The sequence below is a fragment of the Pseudoalteromonas sp. SIMBA_162 genome, from assembly GCF_046535955.1.
Lineage (GTDB): Bacteria > Pseudomonadota > Gammaproteobacteria > Enterobacterales > Alteromonadaceae > Pseudoalteromonas > Pseudoalteromonas marina.
Genome location: NZ_JAWJBQ010001068.1, coordinates 1 through 241, shown reverse-complemented (window position 1 = coordinate 241; position 241 = coordinate 1). Strand labels below are relative to the sequence as shown.

Sequence of the window (241 nt, the reverse complement as noted above, 5' to 3'; positions counted from 1 at the left end):
CATCGTCACCTTCGATGCGGCCTCGCTCGATCGCGCCTTGCTGGATGCGGCCGGCGTGCCCGCCAACGCCGTGGTCGAAGGCCTGGCGCCCGGTTGCGAGATGCAGGCGCGCATCCTGGAAAACGCGCCGGACATGGATCTGGCGCGGGTCGAACGCGACGTGGTCGAGGCGGCCGAACGGCTGGCGCGGCGCGCCCCGGACCTGACCGACATCGTGCTCGAATGCACCAACATGCCGCCC

Annotated in this window: 1 protein-coding gene; it reads left to right on the top strand. The window is 71.0% G+C overall.

The features are described from left to right. On the top strand, positions 1 to 241 hold a 241-nt coding region (locus R0J88_RS22960), incomplete at both ends, for a hypothetical protein (protein ID WP_410901310.1).